The organism is Saccharopolyspora karakumensis (genome assembly GCF_004349225.1).
GTDB lineage: Bacteria > Actinomycetota > Actinomycetes > Mycobacteriales > Pseudonocardiaceae > Saccharopolyspora > Saccharopolyspora endophytica.
Genome location: NZ_SMLA01000109.1, coordinates 1 through 5,473, shown reverse-complemented (window position 1 = coordinate 5,473; position 5,473 = coordinate 1). Strand labels below are relative to the sequence as shown.

General features: G+C 72.5%; 5 protein-coding genes. All 5 read right to left on the bottom strand.

Annotated elements, in window-relative coordinates; genetic code table 11:
• Positions 1–334, bottom strand: a 334-nt coding sequence (locus E1202_RS30885; RefSeq protein ID WP_456238815.1) for a Y-family DNA polymerase, incomplete at its 3' end; no start/stop codon positions are given.
• Complete coding sequence (locus E1202_RS30880; protein ID WP_132686842.1) at positions 331–1,038, bottom strand: hypothetical protein; 708 nt, start codon at positions 1,036–1,038, stop codon at positions 331–333. The genes E1202_RS30880 and E1202_RS30885, both read right to left, overlap by 4 nt.
• Before the next feature lie 393 nt (positions 1,039–1,431).
• Complete coding sequence (purH, locus tag E1202_RS30875; protein ID WP_132686841.1) at positions 1,432–2,997, bottom strand: bifunctional phosphoribosylaminoimidazolecarboxamide formyltransferase/IMP cyclohydrolase; 1,566 nt, start codon at positions 2,995–2,997, stop codon at positions 1,432–1,434.
• Complete coding sequence (purN, locus tag E1202_RS30870; protein ID WP_235879139.1) at positions 2,994–3,587, bottom strand: phosphoribosylglycinamide formyltransferase; 594 nt, start codon at positions 3,585–3,587, stop codon at positions 2,994–2,996. The genes purH and purN overlap by 4 nt, the downstream gene beginning before the upstream one ends.
• A gap of 171 nt (positions 3,588–3,758) precedes the next feature.
• The gene (locus tag E1202_RS30865) at positions 3,759–5,156 is read right to left on the bottom strand and encodes a cell division protein PerM (RefSeq protein ID WP_132686839.1); all 1,398 of its coding nucleotides are present in this window, start codon (positions 5,154–5,156) and stop codon (positions 3,759–3,761) included.
• Positions 5,157–5,473 lie beyond the last annotated feature (317 nt).

Here is a 5,473-nt window from a genome sequence, read left to right as displayed (position 1 = left end):
GGCCTCGGGCGGGAACGGCGACCAGCCCCGGCCGGACGACCTCGACACCGGGCACCAGCTCCTCGACGGCGATCACGACGGGCTCGAAGAACCGCACGTCTCGCGCCGGATCGTGTTCGCAGACGACGAGTTCCGGGCAGCGGCCCTGCGCCTCGCGGCGGCGCATCCCCCTGCGCACGCCGCTGTCCCGGGCGGTCGCCGAGCAGGCGACGACCCGGTTCGCGGCGAAAACCGCTGCGGGGACGAGTGGTTCGAGTTCGGCGGCGCGCGAAGCGGCCACCACCGGCCAGTCCGGGCACCACACGACGATTCTGCGGGCGGGCACGTCACTCACCCGGCCACCGCGCGCAGGTGCGCCCTTGTGGTCGGGCGCTCTTCAACACCGGCGAGCGAGCCGTCTCGAGACGGCAGCAGCAACCGGCAGGTACGCGGTTTCGACGCCGCGCCACGCCCTTCCGCGCTCACCGTGACATCGCGTTCCCGCAGGTGACCGTGGCCATGGCCCAGTCCGCGCCAGCGCGCGCCGGAGCAGCGCAGCTGCACCTCCGCACCCGGCCAGCGACCGAACGGCAGCAGCACCGAGCCGCGGTTGCGCGCCCGCGCGGAGAGCCTGCGGGCATCGGCGTCGAGAACCTGTCCGGTTCCGCCGACCACGACCAGGTCAACACCGTCCAGCAGCGCGGCGATCACGCCCGCCGGGTCGGAACCCGGCCTCGGCACCACCGCGAGCCGTTCCAGCGAGACCCCGGCCTCAGCAGCGGCGACCAGGTTGATCCCGGGCAGGCCCACCACGGTCGCCCAGGAACCGTTCGCCGTCGCCTCGGACAGCAGCGCGAAGAGCAGCGACACCGATCCGTGCACCGCCACCGTGCTGCCACGGCGCAAACCTGGCCATGGCAGCACGGCGGCGAGTTCCGCCCGCGTCGGCAGCACCCGGCCCGCACCCGGGACACCGCCCGCCTCGACGTGCGGCACACCCACGGACACCCCGTCAGCCGTGGGCGCGCTCAACGCCGCCGAAGACACCGTCGCGGACATCGCCGCCCTCCCCACATACGTGACCGCGGTGGGTGCCCGACCCCGGCGCGGGCACCCACGAACACAGCCGCTGCGGGGAAGGCAGCGGTGGAGTCAGCACTGCGCCTGCACCCGGATCACAGCGCCGAACTCCATCGGAGCGGCCGACCCCGACACCGGCCGTTTCCGATCTCGAACCTCAGTTCGAATAGCTGTAGTTAACCCTGCTCGCCGGGGTCGCGTCAAGAGGCATGACCGAATCAGGTGAACATCAGTTCGAAACCGCTTGGGCGCGGCGGGTTCGAGGCCGCCGTTGCGACAGGGCGGACTCGAACTTCCGCGAAATCCGCCTCCGGGAGCGAGAACGCGACGAGCCCCGGCCTTGAAGGCCGGGGCTCGTCGGGGTGCTCTTCGTCAGTGGGCGAAGTGGCGCGTGCCCGTCAGGTACACCGGGACGCCCGCGGCCTCGGCCGCGGCGATGACCTCGCCGTCCCGGACCGAACCGCCCGGCTGGACCACGGCGCGGACGCCCGCGTCCAGCAGGACCTGCAGACCGTCCGGGAACGGGAAGAACGCGTCCGAGGCGGCGACCGAACCCTTGGCCCGGTCACCGGCGCGGGAGACCGCCAGGCGCGCCGAGTCGACCCGGTTCACCTGACCCATGCCCACGCCCACGGTCGCGCCGCCATCGGCCAGCAGGATCGCGTTGGACTTCACCGCGCGGCAGGCCCGCCAGGCGAACTTCAGGTCCGCCAGCGTCGCCTCGTCCACCGGAGAACCGGTCGCCAGCGTCCAGTTCGCCGGGTCGTCGCCCTCGGCGTCGATCGCGTCCGAACCCTGCACCAGCATGCCGCCGGAGATCGCGCGCATCTCGACCCGGCCGCTCTGCGGCGGCTGAGCGGTCAGCAGGCGGATGTTCTTCTTCTTGTTCAGCACGTCGACCGCGCCCTCGGCGTAGCCGGGGGCCACCACGACCTCGGTGAAGATCTCCGCGACCTGCTCTGCCATCGCCATCGACACCTCGCGGTTGGTCGCGATCACACCGCCGAAGGCGCTCACCGGGTCGCACTCGTGCGCCTTGCGGTGCGCGGCGGCGATGTCCTCGCCGACCGCGATGCCGCACGGGTTGGCGTGCTTGATGATCGCCACGCACGGCTCGTCGTGGTCGTGCGCGGAACGCCACGCGGCGTCGGCGTCGACGTAGTTGTTGTAGGACATCTCCTTGCCGTGCAGCTGCGCCGCGGCGGCCAGGCCGGTGGCCTGCCCGCCCGAGACGTACAGCGCGGCCGGCTGGTGCGGGTTCTCGCCGTAGCGCAGCGCCGAGCGGCGCTGCCAGGTCTCGCCGATCCAGCCCTGGAACGTGGCGTCGTCACCGGTGGGAACCCTGCTCATCCAGGACGCCACCGCCACGTCGTAGGACGCGGTGTGCCGGAACGCCTCGGCGGCCAGCTCGACCCGGTCGGTCATGGTGAAACCGCCCTCGCGGACCTCCTCGAGGACCCACTCGTAGCGGCTCGGGTCGACCACGACGGCCACGTTGGCGTGGTTCTTCGCCGACGCGCGCACCATCGCCGGACCGCCGATGTCGATCTGCTCGATCACCTCGTCCTGCGCGGCGCCCGAGGCCACCGTCTGCACGAACGGGTAGAGGTTGACCACCAGCAGGTCGAACGGGGCGATGTCGAGGGCCGCGAGCTGCTTGGCGTGCTGCTCGCGGCGCAGGTCGGCGAGCAGACCGGCGTGCACCCGCGGGTGCAGCGTCTTGACCCGGCCGTCCAGCGCCTCCGGGAACCCGGTGAGCTCCTCGACGGGCGTGACCGGCACGCCGGCATCGGCGATCGCGCGCGCCGTGCCACCGGTGGAAACGATCTCCACCCCGGCGGCGTGCAGCCCGGTGGCCAGCTCCAGCAGGCCAGACTTGTCCGACACGCCGATCAGCGCGCGACGAATCGGGCGCCGCTCCTGGGAGTTCGCGGTCACGGGATACTCACCTTCCGTCCCTGCACGGTCCACCCGTGCAACGCCAGCTTTTGAAGGGTGCCGACCAGCAGCCGCCGCTCGACGGCCTTGATCCGCTCGTGGAGGCTCGCCTCGTCGTCATCGGGCAGCACCTCGACGGCTTCCTGGGCCAGGATCGGCCCGGTGTCCACACCGGCGTCCACCACGAACAGGGTGCAACCGGTGACGCGGACTCCATACTCCAGCGCATCCCGCACCCCGTGCATGCCGGGGAACGAGGGAAGCAGCGCTGGGTGGCTGTTGAGGTATCGGCCGTCGAAGCGGGCCAGGAACTCGGCGCCCACGAGCTTCATGAACCCGGCGGAGACCACCAGGTCCGGCTCGTGCTCGGCGCAAGCCTCGGTCAGCGCGCGGTCCCACTCCTCGCGGGAGGCGTGGTCACCGACCTTGCGGACGAACGTGGGGATGCCGGCGCGCTCGGCGCGGGCCAGCCCCTCGATGCCGTCGCGGTCGGCGCCCACCGCGACCACCTGGACCGGGTAGTCGGGTTCGCTGGTGGCGTCGAGCAGGGCCTGCAGCAGGGTGCCGGAACCGGAGACGAGCACGACCACCCGCGCCGGGGCGGCTGTCGTGATCCGGTTCGGGTGCGCGGCGGTGCTCGGCTGGTCGGGCGTACTCGGGTTCAGCGTTCGCTCCTGACATGCCTCGGCACGATCTCCCCCGCAGCGTAAGACCTGGTTGCGGGGTCGGCTCCGGCAGGGCCCGGGCGAGTGGCGCAGCGCTCACCGCCGGTCGCGCGGTGCGGGCTCCTCCTCGTCCGGCTCGGCGTCGAACTCCTCGGCGGTGACCTCGGCGTCCTCGGCGTCGGATTCCGCGCGGGCGGCCGGGATTTCGGCGATCAGGTCGTCGAGGTCGGTGTAGTCAAAGCCCTCGTCCCGCTCGGCGTCCTCGGCCGGCTCTGGATCGATGTCCTCGTCGAACTCGTCGGTGGCGAAGGCGCTCAGCGCCGGGTCGTCGGCCTCCTCCACGCCGCCCAGCCAGGTCATCACCAGCGCCGGGATCGCCAGCCAGCAGCAGGTCGCCAGCGCGAGACCGACCGGGTGGAACGACACGGCCCCGATCGGGCCGTTGCCGAGCCGGCCGCCGGCGACCGCCGCCAGCACCAGCACCGCCAGCGCCGCCACCCCGGCCGCGACCAGCACGACCACCAGGCGGCGGACGAGCGGACCGGGAACGCGCCTGGCGATCAGTCCCATCAGCATTCCCACCAGCAGCGGGAGCAGCAGCACCGCCGACCACCACACGGACGGCCCGTCGTCCGGCAGCACCGCCAGCAGCGGCAGGTCCGGCAGCGGCCCCGGCGTGTGCTGCAACGGCTGGACGACCTGGGAACCGAGGGAGAACCCGCTGCCCGCGGCGAAGGACCAGCCGGCCAGCACCGCGTTCGGCAGGTACAGCAGCGAGAACACCGTGGCGCCGATGGCATCGCCCGCAACGCCCATCCGCGACATCGAGGTGACCATCTCCGGTGCGGAGAGCACGATCGCGATCAGCAGCACGCCCGCGCCGACGGCGATCACGGTGGCGATGGTCAGCAGCCCGATCCGCAGGCCCGTCCAGACGTAGGCGTCGGTGCGCTCCCACAGCAGGTAGAACAGGCCGCACCGGTTGGCGACCCCGGCGGTCGCCGCGATCGCGGCGGTCAGGCCGCAGCTCAGGAACGCTTCGACCGGGACCGCGCTGAACGGATCGGTCAGCAGCAGCGCGAACAGCGCGCCCACGAACGCGTGCACCAGCGCCATCGTCGCGATCACCGGCCAGGCCTGGTCGGGACGACGCAGCCGGCAGCGGCGGGCGACGAACGCCGAGGCCGCGGCCACCAGCAGCACCACCCCGATCGTGGGCAGCATCGGCAGCACGCTCAGCGGGGCGTCCGAGATCACCAGCGGCGACTGGTACAGCACCAGCCAGCCGGGCATGGCGGCCATCAGGACCAGCAGCGGGTTGAGGCTCGCTCCGCTGGCGATGCCCACGATCAGCGCGACCAGGGCGGCGACGGCGAAGAAACCGATCAGCGGCACCGCGCCGACGACGGCGATGAACAACCACCGGCGCAGACCCTGCTTCCGGTCGGAATGGCCGGCGGCCACGGCATGGGGAATCGGATCCAGCGCAGACACGCGACCGAATGTCGCACCACCGCTGCTCCGAACAGCCCCGAACACGCCAGCGCCTCCGCCCATCGGGCGACGCGCCGCGGGCCCGGGGCGGTCGTGCTCCGACCTGACCGGACATAACCGGCACTGATCATGGGCGGTTCGGTCCAGAACCGCCCGTTGTCCTCGTCACGCCCGGCGCGACGGGGTGCGGATCAGAAGGTGGGCGGGCTGGCGCCCGGGTGGGGCATCTGGCGGGTCCCCTGGGGACCACCGCTGTCCTGCTCCGACTTCGGCTGCTGGCCGGGCTGCGCGGGCGGTACCGGGCCAACGGCGCGCCC